This is a genomic window from Stutzerimonas stutzeri, assembly GCF_009789555.1.
Lineage (GTDB): Bacteria > Pseudomonadota > Gammaproteobacteria > Pseudomonadales > Pseudomonadaceae > Stutzerimonas > Stutzerimonas stutzeri_R.
Genome location: NZ_CP046902.1, coordinates 982,582 through 1,007,908, shown reverse-complemented (window position 1 = coordinate 1,007,908; position 25,327 = coordinate 982,582). Strand labels below are relative to the sequence as shown.

General features: G+C 63.9%; 19 protein-coding genes and 1 pseudogene. 13 read left to right on the top strand and 7 right to left on the bottom strand.

The annotated features are described in order from the left end of the window. Positions 1-23 precede the first annotated feature (23 nt). Positions 24-1,037, top strand: a complete 1,014-nt coding sequence (locus tag GQA94_RS04620) for an Ldh family oxidoreductase (protein ID WP_158186972.1) — start codon at positions 24-26, stop codon at positions 1,035-1,037. Positions 1,038-1,167: 130 nt separating this feature from the next. On the opposite strand, the gene GQA94_RS04615 is transcribed toward GQA94_RS04620, so the two are convergent. Further along, the gene (locus tag GQA94_RS04615) at positions 1,168-1,362 is read right to left on the bottom strand and encodes a PA3496 family putative envelope integrity protein (RefSeq protein WP_158186971.1); all 195 of its coding nucleotides are present in this window, start codon (positions 1,360-1,362) and stop codon (positions 1,168-1,170) included. 128 nt (positions 1,363-1,490) lie between these two features. Further along, positions 1,491-2,357 (bottom strand): transcriptional regulator HexR, encoded by an 867-nt coding sequence (gene hexR / locus GQA94_RS04610; protein WP_158186970.1) that lies wholly within the window; start codon positions 2,355-2,357, stop codon positions 1,491-1,493. Between the two features lie 159 nt (positions 2,358-2,516). Between hexR and zwf the strand changes: the two genes are divergently transcribed. From zwf to GQA94_RS04585, 6 genes and pseudogenes are all read left to right on the top strand, one after another. Beyond that, the gene (zwf, locus tag GQA94_RS04605; protein WP_158186969.1) at positions 2,517-3,959 is read left to right on the top strand and encodes a glucose-6-phosphate dehydrogenase; all 1,443 of its coding nucleotides are present in this window, start codon (positions 2,517-2,519) and stop codon (positions 3,957-3,959) included. A 654-nt stretch (positions 3,960-4,613) separates the two neighbouring features. Then, positions 4,614-5,045, top strand: a pseudogene (gene ectA / locus GQA94_RS23210) (diaminobutyrate acetyltransferase); the annotation flags it as partial. 96 nt (positions 5,046-5,141) lie between these two features. Continuing rightward, positions 5,142-6,416, top strand: coding sequence for a diaminobutyrate--2-oxoglutarate transaminase (ectB, locus tag GQA94_RS04600; RefSeq protein WP_199270138.1), 1,275 nt, complete (start codon positions 5,142-5,144; stop codon positions 6,414-6,416). Positions 6,417-6,586: 170 nt separating this feature from the next. Beyond that, positions 6,587-6,985, top strand: coding sequence for an ectoine synthase (locus GQA94_RS04595; protein ID WP_158186967.1), 399 nt, complete (start codon positions 6,587-6,589; stop codon positions 6,983-6,985). Positions 6,986-7,084: 99 nt separating this feature from the next. Beyond that, on the top strand, positions 7,085-7,993 hold the full coding sequence (gene thpD / locus GQA94_RS04590; protein ID WP_158190025.1) for an ectoine hydroxylase: 909 nt from the start codon (positions 7,085-7,087) through the stop codon (positions 7,991-7,993). Positions 7,994-8,181: 188 nt separating this feature from the next. After that, entirely contained in the window at positions 8,182-9,612 is a 1,431-nt protein-coding gene (locus GQA94_RS04585) for an aspartate kinase (RefSeq protein WP_158186966.1), read from the top strand. 61 nt (positions 9,613-9,673) lie between these two features. Here the strand turns inward: GQA94_RS04585 and GQA94_RS04580 are convergent, their stop codons facing one another. Then, a complete protein-coding gene (locus tag GQA94_RS04580; RefSeq protein WP_158186965.1) occupies positions 9,674-10,480 on the bottom strand; it encodes a cytochrome c oxidase assembly protein in 807 nt (268 codons plus the stop codon). Between the two features lie 3 nt (positions 10,481-10,483). Next, positions 10,484-10,945 carry a DUF2243 domain-containing protein gene (locus GQA94_RS04575; protein WP_158186964.1) on the bottom strand — a complete coding sequence of 154 codons (462 nt, stop codon included), beginning with the start codon at positions 10,943-10,945 and terminating at the stop codon, positions 10,484-10,486. A 181-nt stretch (positions 10,946-11,126) separates the two neighbouring features. On the opposite strand from GQA94_RS04575, the gene yegQ reads away from it, so the two are divergent. Further along, positions 11,127-12,482, top strand: coding sequence for a tRNA 5-hydroxyuridine modification protein YegQ (gene yegQ / locus GQA94_RS04570; RefSeq protein WP_158186963.1), 1,356 nt, complete (start codon positions 11,127-11,129; stop codon positions 12,480-12,482). Between the two features lie 39 nt (positions 12,483-12,521). Here the strand turns inward: yegQ and GQA94_RS04565 are convergent, their stop codons facing one another. Then, positions 12,522-15,362 carry a putative bifunctional diguanylate cyclase/phosphodiesterase gene (locus GQA94_RS04565; protein ID WP_158186962.1) on the bottom strand — a complete coding sequence of 947 codons (2,841 nt, stop codon included), beginning with the start codon at positions 15,360-15,362 and terminating at the stop codon, positions 12,522-12,524. Positions 15,363-15,576: 214 nt separating this feature from the next. Here GQA94_RS04565 and uvrD point away from each other — a divergent pair, with 214 nt between their 5' ends. The 3 genes from uvrD (at position 15,577) to GQA94_RS04550 (ending at position 19,903) form a co-directional block, all read left to right on the top strand. Further along, complete coding sequence (gene uvrD / locus GQA94_RS04560) at positions 15,577-17,769, top strand: DNA helicase II (protein WP_158186961.1); 2,193 nt, start codon at positions 15,577-15,579, stop codon at positions 17,767-17,769. Between the two features lie 56 nt (positions 17,770-17,825). Further along, on the top strand, positions 17,826-18,935 hold the full coding sequence (locus GQA94_RS04555) for a TRAP transporter substrate-binding protein (protein ID WP_158186960.1): 1,110 nt from the start codon (positions 17,826-17,828) through the stop codon (positions 18,933-18,935). A gap of 134 nt (positions 18,936-19,069) precedes the next feature. Next, positions 19,070-19,903, top strand: a complete 834-nt coding sequence (locus GQA94_RS04550; RefSeq protein ID WP_158186959.1) for a Tim44 domain-containing protein — start codon at positions 19,070-19,072, stop codon at positions 19,901-19,903. A gap of 203 nt (positions 19,904-20,106) precedes the next feature. Here the strand turns inward: GQA94_RS04550 and GQA94_RS04545 are convergent, their stop codons facing one another. Together GQA94_RS04545 and GQA94_RS04540 are read right to left on the bottom strand one after the other, a co-directional pair. Continuing rightward, positions 20,107-20,634, bottom strand: coding sequence for a fimbrial protein (locus GQA94_RS04545; protein WP_158186958.1), 528 nt, complete (start codon positions 20,632-20,634; stop codon positions 20,107-20,109). Between the two features lie 304 nt (positions 20,635-20,938). After that, a complete protein-coding gene (locus GQA94_RS04540) occupies positions 20,939-21,484 on the bottom strand; it encodes a fimbrial protein (RefSeq protein ID WP_158186957.1) in 546 nt (181 codons plus the stop codon). A gap of 398 nt (positions 21,485-21,882) precedes the next feature. On the opposite strand from GQA94_RS04540, the gene selA reads away from it, so the two are divergent. Both selA and selB read left to right on the top strand, forming a co-directional pair. Continuing rightward, a complete protein-coding gene (gene selA / locus GQA94_RS04535; protein WP_158186956.1) occupies positions 21,883-23,295 on the top strand; it encodes an L-seryl-tRNA(Sec) selenium transferase in 1,413 nt (470 codons plus the stop codon). Beyond that, positions 23,292-25,250: a selenocysteine-specific translation elongation factor gene (selB, locus tag GQA94_RS04530; RefSeq protein ID WP_158186955.1), complete on the top strand. Its 1,959-nt coding sequence runs from the start codon at positions 23,292-23,294 to the stop codon at positions 25,248-25,250. The genes selA and selB overlap by 4 nt, the downstream gene beginning before the upstream one ends. Positions 25,251-25,327 lie beyond the last annotated feature (77 nt).

Below are 25,327 nucleotides of genomic sequence, written 5' to 3'. Positions count from 1 at the left end.
TCGGATTCACAAAGGAGAAACCCATGGCCCGCATGACACTGGACGAAGTACGCGCGCTTGCACACCGCATCCTGCGCCGGCACGGATTCACCGAGCCCTATGTCGTGGCGATCGCCGAGAGCATGGTCGCGGCTGAGCGCGACGAATGCAGGTCCCATGGCATCTACCGTCTGCTGGGCTGCATCGCCACGCTGAAAGCCGGCAAGGCGATTGCCGATGCCGTGCCAGAGGTCGTCGACCATGCGCCATCCATCGTGCGCGTGGACGCAAGGGGCGGGTTCGCCCAGGTGCCGTTCCAGGCGGGCCTGCCGCTGCTGCTGGAGAAGGCGCAACGGCAAGGCATCGCGTTGATGGCCATCAACCATTGCGTGCACTTCTCGGCGCTCTGGTCCGAGATGGAAACCCTGACCGCCGCCGGACTGGTTGCGCTGGCCTGTACGCCGAGCCATGCATGGGTCGCCCCCGCCGGTGGCAGCAAACCGGTATTCGGCACCAACCCGATCGCTTTTGGCTGGCCGCGCCCAGGCAAGCTGCCCTTCATATTCGATTTCGCCACCAGCGCCGTCGCACGCGGCGAGATCGAACTGCATCGCCGGGCAGGTAAGCCAATCCCCGAGGGCTGGGGCATCGATACCAGCGGCAAGCCGACCACCGACGCCGCGCAGGTCCTCGAGGGTGCCATGCTGACTTTCGGTGGCCACAAAGGCTCTGCGCTGGCCGCCATGGTCGAACTGCTTGCCGGACCGCTGATCGGCGACATGACCAGCAGCGAGTCGCTGGCCTTCGACGCGGGCACCCGATCGGCGCCGTACGGCGGCGAACTGATCATCGTGATCGATCCCAGGCGTCTGCTCGGCGACACCGCCGAGGCGCACCTCGCACGCGCCGAGACGATGTTCGAATCCATTCAGGGCCAGGGCGCAAGACTGCCGTCACAGCGCCGTTACGAGGCCCGGCAACGGACGCTGCGCGACGGCGTGGACATACCCGATGCGCTGTACCACGATCTGATGGCGTTGCTGGAGCAGCCTGCCTGAGCCAGGACGTATGGCCTGGGCCGCCAGCCCTGTGGTCTGACAGGTTCGCGGCTCACTGGCCGGCCCGCCCTCGCGCAAACCGGACAAGCGCGGCGCATCCTGAAAGCGCCATGAGCCGCTTAAAAGCGTGTCAGCGACACTCCGCCGAGGACGGCAACAACGGGCTGACCATCATCAGGTCCGGAAACTCCATCAGTTGCGCATGCAGCTGGCGCTGCTCGTCATAGCTTTCGATGGCGCGGCGGAAATGCATGCGGCGCTCGTCCTGCTGCTTGCGACGGGCACGGGCATCGACGTTGACGTAGGCTTCGCGGTGCTGGGACATGCTGGTCTCCCGAGAGTAGGTACTGGGAGGCTCAGCATCGAAGCTGCCGGTGACGTTATGAGGTCAGGCTGATGACGTTGCGATGACGATCACCGCAACGTCGTTGGCGGCGCGATGGGCCTGCCAACTCACTCGTCGTGAGGCTTCACCGACTTGGGCGACAGGCGCAGGCTGCGCAGGCTGCGCTTGACGCTCTTGAGGTGATTCACCAGGCTCGGTCCGCGCGCCATGGCGACCCCCATCGCCAGCACGTCGATGACCACCAGATGGGCGATGCGCGACGTGAGCGGCGTATAGATTTCGGTATCTTCCTGAACGTCGATGGCGAGGTTGATCGTGGCCAGCTCAGCCAATGGCGTCTGGCTCGGGCACAGCGTGATCAGCGTGGCGCCCGATTCGCGCACCACATTGGCAGTGATCAGCAGGTCCTTGGAACGCCCCGACTGCGAGATGCAGATCGCCACGTCGGTAGGCTTGAGCGTGACCGCCGACATCGCCTGCATGTGCGGGTCGGAATAGGCCGCCGCACTGAGCAATAAGCGGAAGAACTTGTGCTGGGCATCGGTCGCCACGGCACCGGACGCCCCGAAACCGTAGAACTCCACCCGCTCCGCCTTGGCCATGGCCGCCACGGCACGCTCCAGCGCATCGGAATCGAGGCGTTCGCGCACGTCCATCAACGTATGCAGCGTGGTATCGAAGATCTTCAGCGCGAAATCGGTGATCGAATCGTTTTCGCTGATGGCGAACTGGCCAAAGCTGGCACCGGCGGCGAGGCTCTGCGCGAGCTTCAGCTTCAGATCCTGAAAACCCAGGCAGCCGATGGCACGACAGAAGCGCACGATGGTCGGCTCGCTGACACCCACCGTATGGGCCAGATCGGCCATCGAGCTGTGCATCACGGCAGCTGGATCGAGGAGCACATGGTCGGCGACTTTCAGCTCCGACTTGCGCAGCGAACTTCTCGATTGAGCGATGTGTTGCAGCAGGTTCACGTTCCGGACTCGCTATGATCAATACCTGGCAGGCGTGGTCGAACGCAGCGATGCGCTCGCAGCCGACCTGCCGGCTGGGTGTAGTGGGCTTGTAGTTATACTACAAGGCTCGCGGCATCGCCCACCTATTGAGTCTGTTCACCTTCTAGGAGTGATGCTGTGTCCATTTCCTGCGACATGCTGGTATTCGGCGGTACTGGCGACCTGGCGCTACACAAACTCATCCCTGCGCTCTATCACCTGCACCGCGAACGTCGGCTGCACGACGACGTGCGTATCCTCGCGATCGCTCGCCAGGACATCGACCGCGACGCCTACCTGAGCCTTGCCGAACGCCACTGCCGTGCGGAAATCGCGCGCACCGACTTCGAGGCTGGCATCTGGAAAGCGTTCAGTCAGCGGCTCGACTACTTCGCCATGGACGCTTCGCAACGGGGCGAGTTCATCGGCCTCGCCCACCACCTCGGGCAGTCCGAGGGGCGTGTGCGGGTGCACTATCTCGCAACCGCGCCGAGCCTGTTCGAGCCCATCGCATCCAACCTCGAAAGCGCAGGACTTGCGGGTGAAAATGCGCGAATCGTGCTGGAAAAGCCCATCGGGCACTCCCTGGATTCCGCGCTCGAGATCAACGCGGCGATCGGCGCGGTGTTCCCCGAATCGCGCATCTACCGGATCGACCACTACCTCGGCAAGGAAACCGTGCAGAACCTCATGGCGCTGCGCTTCGCCAACGCGCTGTTCGAGCCGATCTGGCGCAGCGGCCATGTCGACCATGTCCAGATCACCGTGGCCGAGACCCTTGGCGTCGAGAACCGCGGCAGCTACTACGACCACGCCGGCGCCATGCGCGACATGTTGCAGAACCACCTGTTGCAGCTGCTGTGCCTGGTGGCCATGGAGGCACCCGTCCGCTTCGACGCCAAATCGATACGCGGCGAGAAAGTGAAGATACTGGAGGCCCTCAAGCCCATCACCGGCAATGACGTACAGGACAAGACCGTGCGCGGCCAGTACGGCGCCGGGCGCATCGGGGGCCAGGACGTGCAGGCCTACTATTTCGAGAACGACGTCGATAACGACAGCGACACTGAAACCTTCGTGGCGGTGAAGGCCGAGATCGACAACTGGCGGTGGGCCGGCGTGCCCTTCTACCTGCGCACCGGCAAGCGCATGGCCAGGAAACGCTCGGAAATCATCATCACCTTCAAGCAAGTGCCGCACATGCTCTTCACCAAGGGCGAAGTGAATCGCCTGGTGATCAGCCTGCAACCCGAAGAGAGCATCAGCCTGCAGGTGATGGCCAAGGCGCCGGGCAAAGGCATGCAACTGCAGCCGGTCGAGCTGGACCTCAACCTGGCCAAGGCATTCAGCACGACCCGCCGCTGGGAAGCCTACGAACGGTTGCTGCTGGACGTGATTGACGGGGATTCGACGCTGTTCATGCGGCGCGACGAAGTGGAAGCGGCCTGGAACTGGGTCGACCCGATCCTGCGCGGCTGGCAAAGCCACTACCGCAAGCCGAGGCCATATCCCGCTGGCACCGACGGCCCGGAGCAGGCGCATCAATTGATTGAACATCAGGGTCGCCACTGGTGGCGCTGAGCCACCGCGTGCAGGCGCCGCAGCAGGCGGCAGGAACCGTTGCAGCGCGCGGAGCAGAGCGGTTCGCTGCACTTGGCGACAAGTAACGCGGCGACCGCCCGACAACTACCGCAGCAACTTCGCCAACCGCCGCAAAAATAACTCGCCACAAAAAAATCATCACGCAGAAGCAGTAGCCAATCTGCCAGGCGCCTAACTGGCGATATATACCGTGGATATCACCGCCTCGTATCGGTAGTTGAGCAGCCAGAATTAGCCAGATTCTCAGCCCAACTTTGGTTACTTGCGACCCACTCCCACCGCAGCCGGACGGCGCCGCACAGGGCGGCACGCAATCTCGCTACAACCCGCATCTTTACTGGGCTCCATAGGCACTGACCGTCTCCCCGACGGGCTTGCCCGCATGCGCCGAAGGCCGAGCCCAAGGATCCATCGGCATACGAGCGATAATGCCGGGATGGCCTTGCCGTATTAGCGGTGAAATTGCGCGGTGATTTCGCGAGTTCCGCAGAAAGTTCAAGTTCCTCGATAAGCGGCGAACTTTGCCGATATCCGCGCGGCGTTCTTCCAGATTATCCGGGGCTCGGGTTGAGATTAAATTTTTGATGTGTTTATCCTAATAAAGGATTCAATCAACAACCCAAAGGATTTGTTTTGAGTGTTCCTACCGTAACGCTCCGTCGCCCCACCGACGGCGACGGTTCTGCCCTCCACGATCTGGTAGCCCGCTGCCAGCCCCTGGATACCAATTCGGTGTACTGCAACCTGCTGCAGTGTTCCGACTTCGCTGATACCTCCATCGCGGCCGAAGATGCAAACGGCCAGTTGGTAGGTTTCATTTCCGGTTACCGACCACCCGCTCGCCCCGACACGCTGTTCGTCTGGCAGGTCGCGGTGGACGCTTCGATGCGCGGCCAGGGTCTGGCTTTGCGCATGCTGATGGCCCTGGTCACTCGGGTCGCCAGAGAACACGGCGTCCGCCACCTCGAGACGACCATCTCGCCAGACAACGGTGCCTCGCAGGCGCTGTTCAAGAAAGCCTTCGCCCAGCTGGAAACCGACTACAGCACCCGCACGCTGTTTTCCCGCGCCAGACATTTCGCGGGCCAGCACGAAGACGAAGAGCTTTACCGGGCGGGTCCGTTCGACGCCACCGACTCCAAAAGAATCAGAGGTAATCCCATGCAAACGTTCGAACTGCACGAATCCGGTGTCCGCAGCTACTGCCGGTCCTTTCCGGTGGTCTTCAAGCAAGCCCGCGGCGCCGAGTTGATTACCCGCGACGGCAAGCACTACATCGATTTCCTGGCCGGCGCCGGTACGCTCAACTACGGGCACAACCACCCGGTGCTCAAGCAGGCGCTGCTCGACTACATCAGTGACGACGGCATCACCCACGGCCTGGACATGTATTCCGACGCGAAGGAACGATTCCTGTCCACCTTCGACCGGCTGATCCTCAAGCCGCGCGGGATGAACTACGTCATGCAGTTCACCGGCCCGACCGGCACCAACGCGGTCGAAGCCGCGCTCAAGCTGGCCCGCAAGGTGACAGGCCGCAACAACATCATCAGCTTCACCAACGGGTTCCACGGTTGCAGCATCGGCGCGCTGGCGGCGACGGGCAACAAGCATCACCGTGGCGCAGCCGGCGTACCGCTGACCGATGTCAGCCGCATGCCGTACGCCAATTACTTCGGTGAGAAGGTCAACACCATCGGCATGATGGACAAGCTACTGACCGACCCGTCCAGCGGCGTCGACAAGCCTGCCGCCGTCATCGTCGAAGTGGTCCAGGGCGAAGGGGGCCTCAATGCGGCCTCTGCCGAGTGGATCCGCAAGCTGGAAAAACTCTGCCGCAAGCACGACATGCTGCTGATCATCGATGACATCCAGGCCGGCTGTGGCCGTACCGGAAGCTTCTTCAGCTTCGAGGAGATGGGCATCAAGCCGGACATGATCACGCTGTCCAAGTCCCTGTCGGGCTTCGGCCTGCCGTTCGCCATGGTGCTGCTGCGCAAGGAGCTGGACCAGTGGAAGCCGGGCGAGCACAACGGCACCTTCCGCGGCAACAACCACGCCTTCGTGACCGCCGCGGCGGCCATCGAGCACTTCTGGAGCGATGACCAGTTCGCCAAGAGCGTTCAGGCCAAGGGCAAGCGCATCGCCGACGGCATGCACAAGATCGTCCGCCGTTACGGCCCCGATTCGCTGTTCGTCAAAGGCCGCGGAATGATGATCGGCATCAGCTGCCCGGATGGCGACACCGCCGCCGCCATCTGCCGCCACGCCTTCGAGAACGGCCTGGTGATCGAAACCAGTGGCGCCCACAGCGAAGTGGTCAAGTGTCTCTGCCCGCTGATCATCAGCGAAGAGCAGATCGACAAGGCCATGAGCATCCTGGACAAGGCGTTTGCCGCCGTGATGTCCGAACAGCCCCGCGAGCAGGCTGTGTGAAAACGTAGCGAGCGAAGGGTTAGGCAAGGCGAAAACAGGCGAGGAAGCGGAGTTTACTGCTGTAAATGAGCATTCCGACCGAGCTGGCGATCCAGCCTGTTTTTAACGCCGCATAACCAGCGCAGTAGTTTTCGCACCGCCTGCAACAGCTTCCTGAGGAGGATTGAACAATGATCGTACGTACCCTGGCTGACTGCGAGCAGTCCGACCGCAAGATCGTCACCGAGACCTGGGACAGCACCCGTCTGCTGCTCAAGGACGACAAGATGGGCTTCTCGTTCCACATCACCACCATCTACGCCGGCACCGAAACGCACATCCACTACCAGAACCATCTGGAGTCGGTGTACTGCATCAGCGGCAACGGCGAAGTCGAAACCATCGCCGACGGCAAGATCTACAAGATCGAGCCCGGCACCCTGTACATCCTCGACAAGCACGACGAGCACCTGCTGCGTGGCGGCAGCGAGGACATGAAGATGGCCTGCGTCTTCAACCCGCCGCTCAACGGCAAGGAAGTGCATGACGAAAGCGGCGTCTACCCGCTAGAGGCCGAAACCGTCGCATGACCCGAGCGAGCAATCCGCCTGCACGGTGCCATGTCGGCACCAGCCAGGCGGGTTGTCGCATTTTGCGAGAAATCCAAAGGAGACTGTGAAGTGAACCCCGTGCACGCCGACCTTTACCCTTCGCGCCAGCACGACGAACCCAGCTGGCAGGAGCGACTGGACCCGGTGGTCTACCGCAGCGATCTGGCGAACGCCCCGATTGCCGCCGACCTGATCGAGCGCTTCGAGCGTGACGGTTATCTGGTCATCCCCAATCTGTTCAGCGCCGATGAGGTTGCGGTGTTCCGCGACGAACTCGAGCGCATGCGCCAGGACCCCGCCGTTGCAGGCTCCGGCAAGACGATCAAGGAACCCGACAGCGGCGCGATCCGCTCGGTGTTCGATATCCACAGCGACAACGCACTGTTCGCCCGCGTCGCCTGCGACGAACGCATCGCCTCCATAGCCAGCTTCATTCTCGGTGGCGACCTGTACCTCCACCAGTCGAGGATGAACTTCAAGCCTGGATTTACCGGCAAGGAATTCTACTGGCACTCGGATTTCGAGACCTGGCACGTCGAAGACGGCCTGCCGCGCATGCGCACCCTGAGCTGTTCGATCCTGCTGACCGATAACGAGCCGCACAACGGCCCGCTGATGCTGATCCCCGGCTCCCACAAGCACTTCGTCCGTTGCGTCGGTGCCACGCCGGAAAACCACTACGAGAAGTCCCTGCGCAAACAGGAGTTCGGTGTGCCGGACCACGGCAGCCTCGCCGAACTGGCCGATCGTTACGGCATCGACACCGCCACTGGCCCGGCCGGCAGCGTGGTGTTCTTCGACTGCAACACCATGCACGGCTCCAACAGCAACATCACACCCAGCGCGCGCAGCAATCTGTTCTATGTCTACAACCACGTAGATAATGCCGCGCAGGCCCCGTTCTGCGGCCGCTCGCCGCGTCCGGCCTTCGTCGCCGAGCGCGAAACGTTCGAGCCCTTGCAGATCCAGCCACAAACGTATCTCTGACCCTTCAGACGTGTGAAGGCGTTGCCGAGGCCAGTTGGACACCGCACCAGGGATGTCTGGTGGGTATCGACAATGCCGGTAGCCTAAGCGGCTGAAGTACACCGGGCCCGATGCTGGGCCTGATCTTTGTTGGCCTGCCGGAAGGCGGCCCAGGGATGAAATTCACCCCAAGACGGGACGTTGAATCGATGCATACCGTAGAAAAGATCGGCGGCACATCCATGAGCCGCTTCGATGAATTGCTCAACAACATTTTCATCGGCCAACGCGAAGGCGACGCGCTCTATCAGCGCGTCTTCGTGGTCTCGGCCTACAGCGGCATGACCAATCTGCTGCTGGAACACAAGAAGACTGGCGAGCCGGGCGTGTACCAGCGCTTCGCCGATGCCCGTAACGAGGGCGCCTGGCTCGATGCACTGGAGACCGTCCGCGAGCGCATGGTCGGCAAGAACGCCGAGCTGTTCGCCAGCGATTTCGAGCTGCGCGCCGCCAACCAGTTCATCAATTCGCGCATCGACGATGCCCGCGAATGCATGAGCAGCCTGCAGCGCCTCTGCGCCTATGGCCACTTCCAGCTCGACGAGCACCTGATGAAAGTCCGCGAGATGCTCGCCTCGCTCGGCGAGGCGCACAGCGCCTTCAATTCGGTACTGGCGCTCAAGCATCGCGGCGTCAGCGCGCGAATGGTCGACCTCACCGGCTGGCACCGGGACGCACCGTTGCCATTCGAGGAGATGGTGCGCCACAGCTTCGCCGAGGTGGACCTGAGCAGTGAACTGGTGGTCGCCACCGGTTATACCCATTGCAGCGAAGGGCTGATGAACACCTTCGATCGCGGCTACAGCGAAATCACCTTCGCCCAGATCGCTGCCGCGACCGGGGCTCGCGAGGCGATCATCCATAAAGAGTTTCACCTCTCCAGCGCCGATCCAAACCTGGTCGGCGCGGACAAGGTGGTGACCATCGGTCGGACCAACTACGACGTCGCCGACCAGTTGTCGAACCTCGGGATGGAGGCGATTCACCCGCGCGCGGCCAAGACGTTGCGGCGCGCCGGCATCGAGCTGCGCATCAAGAATGCCTTCGAGCCGGACCACGCCGGCACGCTGATCAGCCAGGACTACAAGAGCGAGCGGCCCTGCGTCGAGATCATTGCCGGACGCAAGGACGTGTTCGGCATCGAGGTGTTCGACCAGGACATGCTGGGGGACATCGGCTACGACATCGAGATCAGCAAGCTGCTCAAGCAACTGCGCCTGTATGTGGTCAACAAGGACTCCGACGCCAACAGCATCACCTACTACGCGTCCGGCTCGCGCAAGCTGATCAACCGCGCCGCGCGCCTGATCGAAGAAAAGTACCCGGTCGCGGAAGTCACCGTCCACAACGTCGCCATCGTCTCGGCCATCGGCTCCGACCTCAAGGTCAAGGGCATCCTGGCCAAGACCGTCGCAGCGCTGGCCGGTGCCGGCATCAGCATCCAGGCCGTACACCAGTCGATCCGTCAGGTGGAGATGCAGTGCGTGGTCAACGAGGAAGACTACGATGACGCCGTCGCCGCTCTGCACCGCGCGCTGATCGAGCCGGAGAACCACGGCGACGTCATCGCTGCGGCGTAGCCTCGAATCCTGCGCGACATCACTACCGCCGGGCCTGGCCGCTGCCTCGCCCGGCGGTTTGCTATCCGTCGACCGTCGATATCCTGGGCAGGTCCGTGCGCGGGCGCGCAGGGCTACGGAACCAGACGGCGAACAGGACGACCGCCAGCAGCAATTCAGCCAGGTCGCCACCGTAGTACATCAGCTGCGAGGCGACCTCGATCTCCGTCAGGCTGTGGCCCGCGTCCCGCGGAAAACCATAGGCGTACATCAGCTTGCTCATGATCGAGTGGGCGGCAACGGCGACGAACAGCACGGCCAGACGGGTGCGCAAACCAGGGCGGTGCGGCGCCGGGTCAGGCCCGGCGATCGACCAGCTGAACAGGTAGCCGGCCAGGACGAAGTGCAGGTTCAACAGCACGTGCAGCAGCGGCTCGCTGAAACTGAGCTGGTACAGGGGCGTGAAATACAGCACGTAGAGCGCGCCGATATTCAGCAGCAAAGCGGTGACCGGGTGGATCAGGCACCGCGCCGGCAGCGTTCCGGCGAGCACGATGAGCCGCCGGGCGTTGGCGACCGATACGCTGCGCAGCAACAAGGTACCCGGCGCGCCCAACATCAGGGCGATCGGGGCGAACATGCCCAGCAGCAGGTGTTGCACGGTATGCCCGCGGAAATCGGAATGTCCCCACTCGACCATCGCCGGCGACAGCGCCAGCACCACCAGGGCGCAGCCCAGGCTGAAACTGGCGAGCCGCCAGAGACTCCAGGCCGAACGGCGCCGGCGCTGCCTGCGGGCCGCGAGCAGGTAGCTGAACCAGAGCCCCAGCGTCAGCAATACCAGCACGAACATGCCGGCCAGCGCCAACAGATGCGCTTCGTGGGTCACGGCTTACCTGCTTGTCTGCAGACTGCCGACCTGGGCACGCCGCCACAGCAGGACCCCGGATATCAGCAGCAGCGCCCCGAAGCCGTTCCAGGCCAGGTCGTACAGCCAGAGATCCTCGACGTAACGCACCTGATGCAGGCGCAGCAGTTTGTGGTTGATGATGCCATCGAACAGCTGGAAGCCGCCCGCGCCTGCCAGCAGCCCCGCCCATGCATGCCGTTGCGACACGCGCCGGCTGCGGCTGAGCTGGACGAACAGATAGAAGCCGGCGGCCAACATCAGCAGCTCGGCGGCATGCAGCAGCCCGTCGGAAAGCAGCGCGACGGCCAGCGTCGATCGATCGAAAAAATGATGCCAGGCCAGAATCTGGTGAAATACGATCTCGTCCACCGCCGCCATCAGGCCGACCCCCAGCAGAAGCGTGGCGTTCAGGCTGCCTCGCGGGTCGACGGGCTTCACGTTCATGGCGATGACGATCTCCGGGTGAAGGCGGTTTCGCTTGCATCGAATCGCGACACAAGCCCTTCTTCAGTGACTGAAGGCCTTCCCGAGAGTTCGCCGCCCGCTTGATCTGGCGGGGCGAAAAGCACCGGGCAAACACCGTAGAATCCGCACTTTCCTTGTTGGTATACAGAGCCACCGCACCATGAACCCCTTGCGAACCGAACTGCTTTCGCCCGCCGGCACCCTCAAATCCATGCGCTACGCCTTTGCCTACGGCGCCGATGCCGTCTATGCGGGCCAGCCGCGTTACAGCCTGCGCGTGCGCAACAATGAATTCGACCACGCCAACCTCAAGCGGGGAATCGACGAGGCCCACAGCCAGGGCAAGCAGTTCTACGTGGTGGTCAATATCGCACCGCACAACGCCAAGTTGCGCACCTTCATCAAGGACCTGGAACCGGTGGTCGCGATGGGGCCGGACGCTCTCATCATGTCCGACCCCGGCCTGATCATGCTGGTGCGCCAGCACTTCCCGGACATGACCATTCACCTCTCGGTACAGGCGAACGCGGTGAACTGGGCCAGTGTCGAGTTCTGGCATCAGCAGGGCCTGACCCGCGCGATCCTGTCGCGCGAACTTTCGCTGGAGGAAATCGCCGAGATCCGCGAAAAAGTGCCCGCCATGGAGCTGGAAGTCTTCGTCCACGGCGCACTCTGCATGGCCTATTCCGGCCGCTGCCTGCTCTCCGGCTATATCAACAAGCGCGACCCCAACCAGGGCTCCTGCACCAATGCATGCCGCTGGGAATACAAGGCCCACGAGGGCCAGGAAGACGCGCTGGGCAATATCGTCCAGCAATACCCGCCGATTGCCGTGCAGCAGATCGAGCCGACCCTGGGTGCCGGCGCCCCGACCGACCGGGTGTTTCTGCTCGAGGACAGCAGCCGCCCCGGTGAACTGATGGAGGCGTTCGAGGACGAGCACGGCACCTACATCATGAATTCCAAGGATTTACGCGCCGTGCAGCACGTCGAGCGGCTGGTGCGCATGGGCGTTCATTCGTTGAAGATCGAAGGCCGCACCAAGTCCCACTATTACGTGGCACGCACCGCCCAGGTCTACCGCAAGGCCATCGACGATGCGGTCGCCGGTCGGCCCTTCGACCGATCGTTGATGGACACCCTGGAGTCGCTGGCCCATCGCGGCTACACCGAAGGTTTTCTGCGCCGCCATGTACATGACGAATACCAGAACTATGAACGCGGATTCTCGCTTTCCGAACGCCAGCAGTTCGTTGGCGAGCTGACCGGCGAGCGGCGCAACGGACTGGCCGAGGTCATCGTCAAGAACCGCTTCGCCGTCGGCGATCGATTGGAGCTGATGACCCCGCAGGGCAATCTCAACCTGCGCCTGGACGCGCTGGAGAACGGCCGCGGCGGGTCCATCGAGGTCGCTCCGGGCGATGGTCATACCGTCTATCTGCCGGTGCCCGAGGGCGTGGAGCTGCAATACGCCCTGTTGATGCGCGAGCTCGAAGGTGGAACCACCCGAGGCTGACCGGGCAGCGCTGCCCCGGCGCTCACGGCGAGCGCCGCGTCAGGCCAGCAACGCCGCGAACTGATCGGCCGGCACCGGTCGGCTGATCAGGTAGCCCTGGACCTCATCGCAGCGGTGTGCCTTGAGAAAATCCATCTGGGCCTGCGTCTCGACTCCCTCTGCGACGACCTTGAGTTCCAGGCTGTGGACCATGGCGATAATCGCGCGAACGATGGCCGCGTCTTCCTCGAACTGCCCCAGCTCCGAGATGAACGAGCGGTCGATCTTTACGAAATCCACCGGAAAGCGTTTCAGGTAGCTCAGCGAGGAATAGCCTGTGCCGAAGTCGTCGATCGCCAGCTTCACGCCCAGCGCGCGCAGCTGCCGACTGATGGCGACGGCGTTGTCGATGTCGTCGAGCAACAGGCTTTCGGTCAGCTCCAGCTCGAGCATGTCCGGCGGCAGCCCGGTGTCCTCCAGGACCTGGCGCACCAGGCTGACGAGATTGCCCTGGCGCAGTTGTTTCACCGAGAGATTCACCGAAACCCGGATGGCGGCCAGCCCGTCCGACTGCCATTGACGCGCCTGCCGGCAGGCCTCGCGAAGAACGAACTCGCCCAGCGGAATGATCAACCCGGTCTCTTCGGCCAAGGGGATGAAATCGTTCGGCGCGATCAACCCCTGCTGCGGATGCCGCCAGCGCACCAGCGCCTCGGCGGCCTCCAGGCAGTCGTCCACCACGTTCAGCCGCGGCTGGTAGAACACCTCCAGCTGCCCTTCTTCGAGCGCGCGGCGTAACTGGTTTTCCAGCTTCAGGTTTTCCAGGCCGGAGCTCTGCAGGCGCTCGGTAAAGAACTGCAGCGTGTTGCCACCGACGTGTTTGGCATGCTGCATCGCCATGTTCGCCTGCAACAGCAGGGTCGTGGCTTCGCGCGCATTGTCGGGCATCAGGCTGACGCCGATGGACGCACTGACCACCAGTTCCTGGCCATCGACCAGCACCGGCTTGCTGATGCGCGCCAGCAGGCGGCTACCACTGTGCGCGAGCGTCGACAGGCTGCCATAACCTTCGAGCACCACCACGAACTCGTCGCCCGACAGCCGCGCGATGGTGTCCGCATCGGAGAAGGTATGCGACAGCCGCCGGGAGATTTCACGCAAAAGCTGGTCGGCCGCCTCGTGGCCCAGGCTCTGGTTGAGCACCTTGAAACGGTCGAGGTCGACGTAGAGCACCGCCAAACCGCGGTTACTGTTGCGCACCCGTTCGCAGGCCGCATGCAGGCGCGCCTTGAGCAGGCTGCGATTGGCCAGGCCGGTGAGTTCATCGAAATGCGTCAGATAGCGCAGGCGTTCCTCGACCTGTCGCCGAACCCCGATGTCCGAAACGAACGCCACCACATGGCTGACGCTGCCTTGGCTATCGCGGACCACATGCAACTGAGCCCATTGCGGGTAGACCTCGCCATTCTTGCGCGTCTCGATCAGCTCGCCCTGCCAGCGTCCGTCACGCATCAGGCATTCGCGGATCGTTGCGTACTGCTGGCGGCTGTCCTCGGAATTCGCCAGCCGGGCGACGCTGTGGCCGATGAGCTCTTCGCGTTCATAGCCGGACAAGGCACAGCAGGCATCGTTGACGGCCAGCAGGCGGAACTCCGCGTCCATGATCGCCATACCCTCGCCCGCGGCCTCGAAGACGGTCGCGGCCAGGCGCTGTTGCTCGGCCTGCCGATGCGCTTCGCTGATATCGCGGCGCGTGCCGATCATCCGTAGCGCCCGCCCCTTGGCATCACGCTCGATGACGCGTCCGCGATCCTCGATCCAGATGCAGCTGCCGTCGGGCTGGGTCGCGCGGTACCGCACCGTATAAAGCTCGGTTTCGCCCTTCAGGTGGGCGACGATTTGCTGGCGCACGCGTGGCAGATCATCGGCGTGCACTTTCGGTCGCTGCGGGTCGATTAGACGCGCCTGGTCGCTTTTGCCGATACCGAAGACGACCTCCATGCGCGAATGGTGGACCTCGCCATGCGCAAGGTCCCAGTCCCACAGGCCCAACCCGCTGGCTTCGAGCGCCAGGGTCAGTTGGGCTTCGCTTTCGCGCAGTTCCTCGGTGCGTTCGGCCACGCGCTGCTCGAGCCCGTCGTAGGCTTCACGGAGGCGGTTTTCGGCGTGGCGGCGCTGCTCGATCTCGCGCGCCAGCTTGCCGTTCAGCTGGATCGCCTCGCCGCGCATGTGCTGAAGACGCGCAATCAGCTGCTGGTTGTGACAGCGCTGCTGCACGCTCGCCGTCTGCAGGCGGCTGGTTTGCCAGGCGATCATGCTGAGCATGACCAGGACGATGCAGCTCAGCACGCCCCAGCCTTGCTGCAAGGCCTGATCGCTGCTCAACAATACGATGGCCGAAGGCAGCAGGCTGGGAAGGGCCAGCGCCACAAACGCGGCCATTGAAACGCCCGTCGTGACGCTACCGGCAATGATCACCGAGCCGATCGCCCCATAAAGAAGCGTTTGCAGCAGAAAATCGTCGCCGGGAATCAGTGTCACGATGGCATAGAACAGTGTCAGCGCTGTTGCGGCACTGCCCAGCAGAAAGGCGTGACGCCAATGCGGACGTTGCTGGTCGCTCTCGCCGGCCCGGTCGAAGGCAATGGCCTGATGCAGCCGCAGCAGCGCCAGCAACAGCGTCCACCCCGACCACAGCGTCAGTTCCAGCAGCGGCGCCCTGCCCCAGAGCAGCCCGACGCACGCCAGACTGGCCAGCATCAGCAGCAGCAGCGAGACCCGCGAGCCCTGATAGAGCAAGCGTGTGCGCTCGGTGCGCAGAATGAGGTCGGCGACGTCGAGAGCGGCCTTATTCTCCGTGGCCAGTGACACCGATGGGGTTGATTGGGCAGAATCGATCATCATGCGTTCTTGTTATGGAGTGTCTGGAAGGGCGTAAAGGCGCTGCAGCCACGGCCCGATGATGGCACGTTGCTAGGTCCGGCAATAGCCCGATCCGACCAACGAACGAGAACGGCTGCGCAAACGCGCCAGGCGGACACCCCCGATACGGACTGCATGGGCACCCGTCCGTTGCGCGAGCGAGCCGGACCCATTTGCGGATAGAATGGGCGCCATGCATGACGATCTCTCCCTCCTCCTGAATTCCCTCAACGATGCACAGCGCCAGGCCGTTGCCGCGCCGCTGGGGCGTCAACTGGTCCTGGCCGGCGCCGGCTCGGGCAAGACCCGCGTGCTGGTGCACCGTATCGCCTGGCTGCATCAGGTCGAACGCGCCTCGCTGCACTCGATCCTGTCGGTCACCTTCACCAACAAGGCAGCAGCCGAGATGCGCCAGCGCATCGAGCAACTGATGAAGGTCAACCCGCAGGGGATGTGGGTCGGCACCTTCCACGGCCTGGCGCATCGCCTGCTGCGCGCGCACTGGCAGGAAGCGAAGCTGGCGCAGAACTTCCAGATTCTCGATTCCGACGACCAGCAGCGCCTGGTCAAGCGGGTCATTCGCGAGCTCGGCCTCGATGAGCAGCGCTGGCCGGCGCGCCAGGCCCAGTGGTGGATCAACGGCCAGAAGGACGAAGGGCTGCGGCCCAAGCACATCCAGCCCAGCGGCGACCTGTTCCTGGCGACGATGTTGAGCATCTACCAGGCCTACGAAGAAGCCTGTGCCCGAGCCGGTGTCATCGACTTCTCCGAACTGCTGCTGCGGGCGCTGGACCTGTGGCGCGACAATCCCGGCCTGCTCGATCACTACCAACGACGCTTCCGCCATATCCTGGTCGACGAATTCCAGGACACCAACGCCGTGCAGTACGCCTGGTTGCGCCTGCTGGCCAAGGGTGGCGACAGCCTGATGGTGGTGGGCGACGACGACCAGTCGATCTACGGCTGGCGCGGCGCGCGCGTGGAGAACCTGCACCAGTTCAGCGAAGACTTCCGCGACGCCGAAACCATTCGCCTGGAACAGAACTACCGCTCCACCGCCTGCATCCTCAAGGCGGCCAACGCGCTGATCGCCAACAACCAGGGACGCCTGGGCAAAGAACTCTGGACCGAGGGCTGCGAGGGCGAGCCGATCAGCCTGTACGCCGCCTTCAACGAGCACGACGAAGCGCGCTACGTGGTCGAAAGCATCGAGAGTGCGATCCGCAAGGAAGGCCTGGCGCGCAGCGAGATCGCCATCCTCTACCGCTCCAACGCTCAATCGCGGGTACTCGAAGAAGCGCTGCTGCGTGAGCGCATTCCCTACCGCATCTACGGCGGCCAACGCTTCTTCGAGCGCGCCGAGATCAAGAACGCCATGGCCTACCTGCGCCTGATCCAGACCCGCGACAACGACGCGGCGCTGGAACGGGTGATCAACGTGCCCGCGCGTGGCATTGGCGAAAAAACCGTCGAGTGCCTGCGCCAGTTGGCGCGCCAGCAAGGCACCTCGATGTGGGCCGCGCTGCACCAGGCGGTCGGCACCAAGGTGGTATCCGGCCGTGCGGCCAGCGCGCTGAACGGTTTCGTCGAACTGATCGACACCCTTGCCCTGAAAGTCGAAGGCATGCAGTTGCACAACATGGCGCAGCTGGTCATCGAGCAGTCCGGCCTGCTCGCCTATCACCGTGACGAAAAGGGCGAAAAAGCCCAGGCGCGGATTGAAAACCTCGAGGAACTGGTTTCCGCTGCGCGCGCCTTCGACAACTACAGCGAAGACGAAGAAGACGAGCAGACGCCGCTCGCCGCCTTTCTCGACCACGCCTCGCTGGAAGCCGGCGAACAGCAGGCCGGCGACCATGAGGACAGCGTGCAGTTGATGACCCTGCACAGCGCCAAGGGCCTCGAATTCCCGCTGGTGTTCCTGGTGGGCATGGAGGAAGGACTGTTCCCGCACAAGATGAGCCTTGAAGAACCCGGGCGTCTCGAGGAAGAACGCCGCCTGGCCTACGTCGGCATCACCCGTGCCATGCAGCAGTTGATCATCACCTATGCCGAAACCCGGCGGTTGTATGGCACCGAGACCTACAACAAGATTTCGCGCTTCGTTCGCGAACTGCCACCGGCACTGGTCAGCGAAGTGCGCCTGAGCAATACCGTCAGTCGCAGCTTCAACAGCCGAGGCATGAGCGGCGGTTCGCTGTTCGATGGCGCCAACGTGCCGGAAACGCCGTTCAACCTCGGCCAGCGCGTGCGCCACTCCCTGTTTGGCGAGGGCACCATCCTCAATTTCGAAGGTTCCGGCGCTCAAGCGCGGGTGCAAGTGAATTTCGAGAGCGAAGGAAGCAAGTGGTTGATGCTCAGTTATGCCAAACTCGAACCGCTCTGACGTATACGTCAACCTGTATCGATACTAATAAAATTCGCCAAAGGAACTAGCCATTCATGAAACGCCGTCACTTGTTTGGTGCTGCCGCTGCCCTGCTCGCATCGCTCACGCTCGCGGGCTGCAACGATGAGAAGAAAGTCGAATCCACCGCCGAGCCGAAGTCCGCCGCCAGCGAAGCGCCGAAGACCTTCAACTGGAAGATGGTCACCGCCTGGCCGAAGAACTATCCAGGCCTGGGCACTGCCGCCCAGCGGCTGGCCGAGCGTGTCAACGCCATGAGCGATGGCCGGCTGACCATCAAGGTCTATGCCGCCGGTGAGCTGGTACCGGCCCTCGAAGTTTTCGACGCCGTCTCGCGCGGCACCGCCGAACTCGGTCACGGCGCCGCCTACTACTGGAAAGGCAAGGTCCCCACCGCGCAGTTCTTCACGTCGGTCCCGTTCGGCCTGTCGACCAGTGAAATGAACGCCTGGCTGACCCGCGGCGAAGGCCAGAAGTTCTGGGACGAAGCCTACGCCCCCTATGGCGTCAAACCCATGGTCGTGGGTAACACCGGCATGCAGATGGGCGGCTGGTTCAACAAGGAAATCAACTCCCTGGCCGACCTGCAGGGCCTGAAGATCCGCACGCCCGGCCTGGGCGGCGAAGTGCTCAGCCGGCTCGGTGCGACCACCGTCAACATGCCGGGCGGTGAAGTCTTCACTGCGCTGCAGACCGGCGCGATCGACGCCACCGACTGGGTCAGCCCTTACAACGATCTCGCCTTCGGCCTGCACAAGGCCGCCAAGTACTACTACTACCCTGGCTGGCAGGAGCCCCAGGCCGTGCTTGAACTGCTGATCAACCAGAAGGCCCTGGACAGCCTGCCGGACGACCTGCGCGCGATCCTCACCGAAGCCGCCCTTGCCGCCAGCCGCGACATGATCGACGACTACGTCTATAACAACGCCCTGGCCCTCGAGCAGCTCAAGCAGCAGGGCGCGCAACTCAAGCGATTCCCCGACGACGTGCTGGCCGCCATGCGCGAACAGTCCGACGTGGTGCTGGGCGAACTGGCCGCACAAAGCGAGCTGAACGGTCGCATCTGGGCATCGATGAAGGCATTCCAGGCCCAGGTCAAGCCGATGCACGAGATTTCCGAAAAAGAACTGTATAACTGGCGCTGATCCAGCGACCGCTGCGCTTGCGGCCGAGGCCAACAAGCGCAGCGAAGCAAAAGCCCGAAACACTCTGCAACTGGCGCGCCCGGACCGGGCCGTGCACCATCTGCTACGTATCTCCACCAACCCAGGACTACCCAATGCAACGTGTGCTCAGCATTTTTATGGCGCTGTGTATCAGCCTGACGTTCAGTCTCGACGTCCATGCCAAGCGCTTCGGCGGCGGCAAGAGCTTCGGCTCGGCACCCAGCCATCAGACCCGCCAGGCGCCACAACAGACCCAGGCTGCGCCAAACCAGGCAGGCCGTCAGACCCCTGCCGCCGCCAGCGGCGCATCGCGCTGGCTCGGCCCGCTGGCAGGTCTCGCCGCCGGTGGCCTGCTTGCTTCGATGTTCATGGGTGACGGATTCGAGGGCATCCAGTTCATGGATATCCTGATCTTCGGCCTGATCGCCTTCCTGCTGTTCCGCTTCCTCGCGGCGCGCCGTCGTCAGCAGCAACCCGCTGTTGCCGGGCATGCACCCATGCAGCGCGAGATGCCGACGCAGAACCCGATTTTCGGAAGCAGCGCAGCGCCCCTCGCCGCGCCCGTGATCAACGCACCCGCCTGGTTCAACGAGCAGAGCTTCGTCGCCGCGGCACGCGAGCACTTCATGTCCCTGCAACAGCACTGGGACGCCAACGAAATGGACAAGATCGCCGAGTTCGTCACGCCGCAATTGTTCGAGTTCCTCAAGCGCGAACGTGCCGAGATCGGCGAGGCTTATCAGTCCACCTACGTCGATGATCTGCAGATCCAGCTTGACGGCGTGGACGATCAGGCCGAGAAGACCATCGCCACCCTGACCTTCGTTGGCGTGTCGAAGAACTCGCGCTTCGATCAGGGCGAGCCCTTCAGCGAAAGCTGGCGCATGGAACGTGCGCAGGGCGAAAACCAGCCATGGCTGGTCGCAGGCATCCGCCAGAACGCCTGAGCTGCACAGCGGTAAGCGAGAACCCGGGCGAGCCCGGGTTTTTCGTTTCTACGATACCGGCTTTGGCACGCACGACCCGATAGCGACAAAACCCATCACCGGCGGTGTCGCCTCGACGGCCAGCGCACGACCGGCTGCCCCGTCGGCCACACCGGCACGCCGGCACGCCGGCAAGGCCAGACGCCCGCCGTGCCGGGAATGGCTCAGAGATACTCGAAGACGTACTCAGTGACGGCGGTCACCTTGCCGACCGTCGGGCTGCCGCCTTCGGTGACATACCGCACCCCCATGGTGATGCTGAAGCTGTCCGATCCTGGCGCCACGTCAGCGGCTATTCCAGAAACCGTGGCGACGCCCTCGTTCAACTGGTACCCGACCAGTTGCACCGCTACGTCGCCGGCGGCATTGCTGCCGGCCAGATTGCTCAGGTTGCCAGCGGCCGTGACATGGTGGCCCAGGAACTTGGGCCTCACCGTGTATGCCTCCGCCGAGACCGTGCAATGGCTGCCTTCGATAGTGAATAGCGTCTGGGCTCCACCGTAAGGGGACGAACCCGGCCCCTCGAAGTCAGCGACCTTCACAGTGGGCAGCAACACGATCGGGTTGGTTTCGCCGTTCACGGTGACCTGGCAGGTCACCGTGGCCACTTCGCCATTGAAGTTCACCAGCGGCGCGGCGGCGGACAGGCCGGGCAATGCGGCCATGGCGAGCAGCAGTGTAAGGCGTTTCATGCTCTTCTCCTTGCGTAAAATAAGGTGATGTTTCCGTTCATCATCCAGCGGACCAACGGGCTGGCCGCACCCGCGCCTGCCCTTAGAACGAATAACGCCTCATTTTTTTCGTGCGCGGCGCCGCATCTATAAGACGATTCTTAAAAAGCGGTTATCGCCGAGGCTCAAACGCGCAGCCGATCAGATGGGTCCGTGATGTCTGATGGCTGCAACGTGTCGGGTTATCAGTAGGAGCCAGCGCCCGGCTTAGCCGGGCCGACGCGAACGCTGGGCTCGGCCGGCCGGCTGCAGGCCCAGGAATGGGTCAGAGGTAGCTGACGCGGTACTCCATGATCGCCGTCACCGCACCTGCGGTCGGGCTGCCACCTTCGGTGACATACCATGCATCGAGCGGATAAGGGCTCGCATGATTCTCGTTAGCGCCGTCCATGCTGATCATCACCGCCGGGGTCGGAACCTTCGTTACACCATCGAGCACAATCGGTGCATCGGTCAGCACTGGAATGGTCAGTTGGATCGCCACGTCGCTGGCACCGTTGACGGCGCTGTTGCCCAGGTTGCCCGCTGCCGTGACGTTATGGCCAAGAAACTCCGCGTAGAGCACCACGTTCCCGGTAACCATCTGGCAATCGCTGGCGGTGAAGCTCAAGGGCGTCCTCCCGATCTTGGAGCCTGCACCGTTGAAATCAGCGACAGCCACGGTGGGCAGCACGACGATGGGGTTCGTCTCACCGTTGATTTTCAATTGGCAGGTTTGCGTGGCGACCAGGCCTTCGAACGTGACGGTCGGGGCGGCAGCGGCCAGGGCGGGCAATGCCGCGAGGGCAAGCAGCAGCTTGAAGCGTTTCATATCGTCTCCTTGAGACACAGGAGAGCGATGCTTGCGAGCATCACTCTGGATCAATGGGGCGGGGGGTACGCATCCCGGCCCTTCAAAACGAACAACGCTTCATGCTTATCGCTATGCGGCACCGCGTATATAAGACGATTCTTAAAGCGCCGTTTTGCGTGCCCACACGGCGTTCAAGGGATCACGCTTGCGGTACAGTCGTCGGTCGACAGCTTGCGACCGCGCGCTTTCGCGCCTTGCCGACGGCCTGAGCTGAACCCTAGGGAGAATTACGCGTCTATGATGCTCGCCAAATAACTAAAAAGAATGGAGTGCTGCGTGCCAGGCCCTATCGCCACCGCGCCCAGCGCCAGCATGACTGGCGCGCCCCCTGCCCTTTGCGCACCGGATCGGCAGCCATGAGCAGTGGCCGTTTGCCGTCGGTTGACCGCCTGTTACGCGCACCCGCTTGCGCGCCCCTGCAACAGCGCTATGGCCGTGATGCATTGCTCGGCACGCTGCGCGATCTGCTCGACGAGCTGCGCGAGCCCGCCCGCCAAGGCCAGCTTGCCGCCATGGAGCTGTCCGAGGCCGTGCTGGCCGGTCGCGCCGGCGAGCGCCTCGCCCGCCAGCACCGCAGCCGCGTGCGCCGGGTGTTCAACCTGACCGGTACGGTGCTGCACACCAACCTCGGGCGCGCCTTGCTGCCCGATGAGGCCATCGAGGCGATGGCTATGGCGGCGCGTTATCCGACGAATCTCGAGTTCGATCTGGCAACCGGCAAGCGCGGCGACCGCGACGACCTGATCGAAGGGCTGATCCGCGAGCTGACCGGCGCCGAAGCCGTTACCGTGGTCAACAACAACGCGGCGGCGGTCCTCCTGGCGTTGAACAGCCTCGGCGCCCGCAAGGAGGGCATCATTTCCCGTGGCGAGCTGATCGAGATCGGCGGGGCCTTTCGCATCCCGGACATCATGGCGCGCGCCGGGGTGAAGCTGCACGAGGTCGGCACCACCAATCGCACCCATGCCCGTGACTATGAAAACGCCATCGGCCCACGCAGCGGCCTGCTGATGCGCGTGCATACCAGCAACTACAGCGTGCAAGGCTTCACCGCCAGCGTCGCCACGGCCGATCTGGCGTCCATCGCCCGCGCCCATGGCCTGCCGCTGCTCGAGGACCTGGGCAGCGGCAGTCTCGTTGATCTGTCGCGCTGGGGCCTGCCCAAGGAGCCGACCGTGCAGCAGGCCCTGCGTGACGGCGCCGACATCGTTACCTTCAGCGGCGACAAACTGCTCGGCGGGCCACAGGCCGGACTGATCGTGGGCCGCCGCGAGCTGATCGAGAAGATCAAGAAGAACCCGCTCAAGCGCGCCCTGCGCGTCGACAAGCTCACCCTGGCGGCGCTCGAAGCGGTGCTCAATCTGTATCGCGACCCGGACCGCCTCGGCGAGCGCCTGACCACATTGCGCCTGCTCAGCCGCCCGCAGACGCAGATTCGCGCGCAAGCCGAGCGACTGGCACCGACCTTGGCCACCGCCCTTGGCGACGCCTGGCAGGTGACCGTGTGCGACGCGCTGGGCATGATCGGCAGCGGCGCCCAGCCCGTGGCCCGCCTGCCCAGCGCCGCCCTGTGCGTGCGCCCCCAGCAGCCCAGGCGCCTGCGCGGCCGCAGCCTGCGCCAGCTGGAAGAGGCGCTGCGCTGTCTGCCGATCCCGGTCCTTGGCCGTATTGCCGAAGACGCACTGTGGCTCGACCTTCGGCAACTTGACGACGAGCAGGCGCTGCTCGACCAGCTGCCGCACCTGCAACGGGAGCTGACCTCGGCATGATCATCGGCACCGCTGGCCACATCGACCATGGCAAGACCGCGCTGCTCAAGGCCCTGACCGGACAGCAGGGCGACCGCCGCCGCGAGGAGCGCCTGCGCGGCATTACCATCGACCTCGGCTATCTGTACGCCTCGCTGGGTGAATCCGACCTGACCGGTTTCATCGACGTGCCCGGCCATGAGCGCTTCGTGCACAACATGCTGGCGGGCGCCTGCGGCATCGATTTCGTCCTGCTGGTGATCGCCGCCGACGATGGCGTGATGCCGCAGACCCGCGAACATCTGGCCATCGTCGAGCTGCTGGGGATTCGTCGCGCATTCGTCGCGCTGACCAAGATCGACCGGGTCGATGCGCCGCGCATCGCCGAGGTACGGCTGCAAATCGAATCGCTTCTACAGGCCGGTCCGCTAGCCGGCACGCCGATTTTCCCAGTGTCGAGCATCGACGGCCAAGGCATCGACGTGCTTCGCGCGGCGCTCATCGAACAGGCCGCGCACGTACGCTCGAACCGCGACAATGGGCATTTCCGCCTGGCGATCGACCGGGCCTTCAGCGTCACCGGCGCCGGCGTGGTCGTGACAGGAACGGCCTTCGCGGGCCAGGTTCGAGTCGGCGACGAGCTGACCCTCAGCCCGAGCGGGCGTAGCGTGCGGGTGCGCGGCCTGCACGCGCAGAACCAGGCGGCCCAGCAGGCCCAGGCCGGCCAACGGGTCGCGCTGAACATTGCCGGCGACCGCCTGGCCGTGGAGCAGATTCGTCGCGGCGACTGGCTGCTGTCACCCGAATTGCAGGCCGCCACGCGACGCATCGACATCGAATTCACGCTGCTGCCCAGCGAAGCCCGGGAATTGCGCCACTGGGCCCCGGTGCACATCCATCTCGGCGCCCAGGACGTGACCGGCCGTATTGCCTTGCTGGAGGGCGAATTCCTCGCGCCGGGCGGCCACGTACACGCACAACTGCTGCTCAATGCACCGGCCCACGCCGTGCACGGCGATCGCGTGGTGCTGCGCGACCAGTCGGCCCAACGCACCTTGGGCGGTGGCCGCGTACTCGATCCTTTCGCCCCGCCCCGCAACCGACACCGCCAGGCGCGGCTGGCGCAACTGCGCGCGCTGGGCGGCGAGACACTCGAAGACATCCTGCCGGGCCTGCTGCCGAGCGCCATCAACGGCCTGGAACCGGGTTTGCTCGAACGGCAATTCAATCGCCCGCGCCAGACCTGGCGCCTGCCGGACGAAGCCCTGCAAATCAACACCAGGCTGGGCCCCAGGCTGTTCGACCGCGACACATGGGACTACCTCGAACAGACCCTTGTCGCGGCGCTACAGCGCTTCCATGAGACACAACCGGACGAACTCGGCCCCGATCGCGACCGCCTGCGCCGATACGCTCTGCCGCAGCTGGACCGCCCCCTGTACCTCGCCCTGCTGGAGCAGACCCTGGCCACCGGCAAGGTCGAAGCCAGCGGCCCCTGGCTGCACCTGCCGGAGCATCGCGTGCGCCTGAGCGACGAGGAAGAGTCGCTGAAAGCCCGCCTGTGGCCGCTGCTCGAATCGGCCCGCTTCGATCCGCCGTGGGTGCGTCAACTGGCCGGCGAGCTGGACGTCGAGGAAGACCGGGTTCGTCACCTGTTGCGCAAGCTCTCGCGCATCGGCGAGCTGCAACAGGTCGTCAAGGACCTGTTCTATCCCGACTCGACCATTCGCCTGCTGGCCAACCAGGTTCTGGACATGGAACGCCAGGCCGGCGTCATCCGCGCCGCTGCCTTCCGCGACCAGATCCAACTGGGCCGCAAGCGCAGCATCCAGTTGCTCGAACATTTCGACCGCATCGGCCTGACCCGACGCTTCGGCAACGAACGCAAAGTCCGCCCCGACAGCGCCTTGGCCTCGGAGGTCGAGCTCAGGTGGTCTGCCGACAATCACTTCCCGGCCTCACCCGAGGCCATCTAGAAGGCAATCGCACCCGGTGGTGCGGCCGGGCTTCAAATCCTGTTTTTGTTTGGACTACATTGGCAAAAACTAGCCAA

Coding starts and splice junctions, on each gene's coding strand:
- GQA94_RS04620 (WP_158186972.1), top strand. CDS start 24: ATGGCCCGCATGACACTGGACGAAGTACGCGCGCTTGCACACCGCATC.
- GQA94_RS04615 (WP_158186971.1), bottom strand. CDS start 1,362: ATGTCCCAGCACCGCGAAGCCTACGTCAACGTCGATGCCCGTGCCCGT.
- ectB (WP_199270138.1), top strand. CDS start 5,142: ATGCAAACGTTCGAACTGCACGAATCCGGTGTCCGCAGCTACTGCCGG.
- GQA94_RS04595 (WP_158186967.1), top strand. CDS start 6,587: ATGATCGTACGTACCCTGGCTGACTGCGAGCAGTCCGACCGCAAGATC.
- GQA94_RS04585 (WP_158186966.1), top strand. CDS start 8,182: ATGCATACCGTAGAAAAGATCGGCGGCACATCCATGAGCCGCTTCGAT.
- GQA94_RS04575 (WP_158186964.1), bottom strand. CDS start 10,945: ATGAACGTGAAGCCCGTCGACCCGCGAGGCAGCCTGAACGCCACGCTT.
- yegQ (WP_158186963.1), top strand. CDS start 11,127: ATGAACCCCTTGCGAACCGAACTGCTTTCGCCCGCCGGCACCCTCAAA.
- GQA94_RS04565 (WP_158186962.1), bottom strand. CDS start 15,362: ATGATCGATTCTGCCCAATCAACCCCATCGGTGTCACTGGCCACGGAG.
- uvrD (WP_158186961.1), top strand. CDS start 15,577: ATGCATGACGATCTCTCCCTCCTCCTGAATTCCCTCAACGATGCACAG.
- GQA94_RS04555 (WP_158186960.1), top strand. CDS start 17,826: ATGAAACGCCGTCACTTGTTTGGTGCTGCCGCTGCCCTGCTCGCATCG.
- GQA94_RS04550 (WP_158186959.1), top strand. CDS start 19,070: ATGCAACGTGTGCTCAGCATTTTTATGGCGCTGTGTATCAGCCTGACG.
- GQA94_RS04545 (WP_158186958.1), bottom strand. CDS start 20,634: ATGAAACGCCTTACACTGCTGCTCGCCATGGCCGCATTGCCCGGCCTG.
- GQA94_RS04540 (WP_158186957.1), bottom strand. CDS start 21,484: ATGAAACGCTTCAAGCTGCTGCTTGCCCTCGCGGCATTGCCCGCCCTG.
- selA (WP_158186956.1), top strand. CDS start 21,883: ATGAGCAGTGGCCGTTTGCCGTCGGTTGACCGCCTGTTACGCGCACCC.
- selB (WP_158186955.1), top strand. CDS start 23,292: ATGATCATCGGCACCGCTGGCCACATCGACCATGGCAAGACCGCGCTG.